At 76.4% G+C, this 428-nt stretch carries 1 protein-coding gene; it reads right to left on the bottom strand.

The window, feature by feature from the left end; all coding sequences use genetic code 11:
- Nucleotides 1-41: 41 nt before the first annotated feature.
- A partial coding sequence (locus WDW90_RS38280; protein ID WP_336492899.1) for a peptidoglycan-binding domain-containing protein occupies nucleotides 42-428 on the bottom strand: 387 nt, incomplete at its 5' end.

Below are 428 nucleotides of genomic sequence, written 5' to 3'. Positions count from 1 at the left end.
ATCGTCTCGCGCCGAACCGGTGCGCTTCGGCGGAGCATGCGTCAACCGGGCGACAGCCCGGCCCGCGCGGCGAGCTCGCGCAGGGTGCGGCCGGCCGCCGCGCCCTTCACGGGCCGCGTGCGGTCGCGCTCGAACTTCTCGATCGCCGCGCGTGTGCTCGAGCCCATCAGGCCGTCGGCCTTGATCGGGCCGTAGCCGAGCTTGGACAGGGCGCGCTGGGCCTGCAGTACGGCCCGGTCGGATTTCGGGGTCACCGAGGCGGTGGTGTCGTCGGCGCGGATCAGGGCGCCGATCGGGTCGCGCGCGGCCTGGCTCTGGCCCTGCTCCTTGGGGGCCTGCCCCTTCGGGCGCGGCGCCTCGGCCCTCGCCTCGGCCGGGGCGGGCGCCTGCGCCGCCTTCTCGGGAACGGGCTTCTTCGCCGGCACGTC

The sequence above is a fragment of the Methylobacterium nigriterrae genome (assembly GCF_037106235.1).
Lineage (GTDB): Bacteria > Pseudomonadota > Alphaproteobacteria > Rhizobiales > Beijerinckiaceae > Methylobacterium > Methylobacterium nigriterrae.
This window is presented reverse-complemented; position numbering and strand designations above follow the sequence as displayed.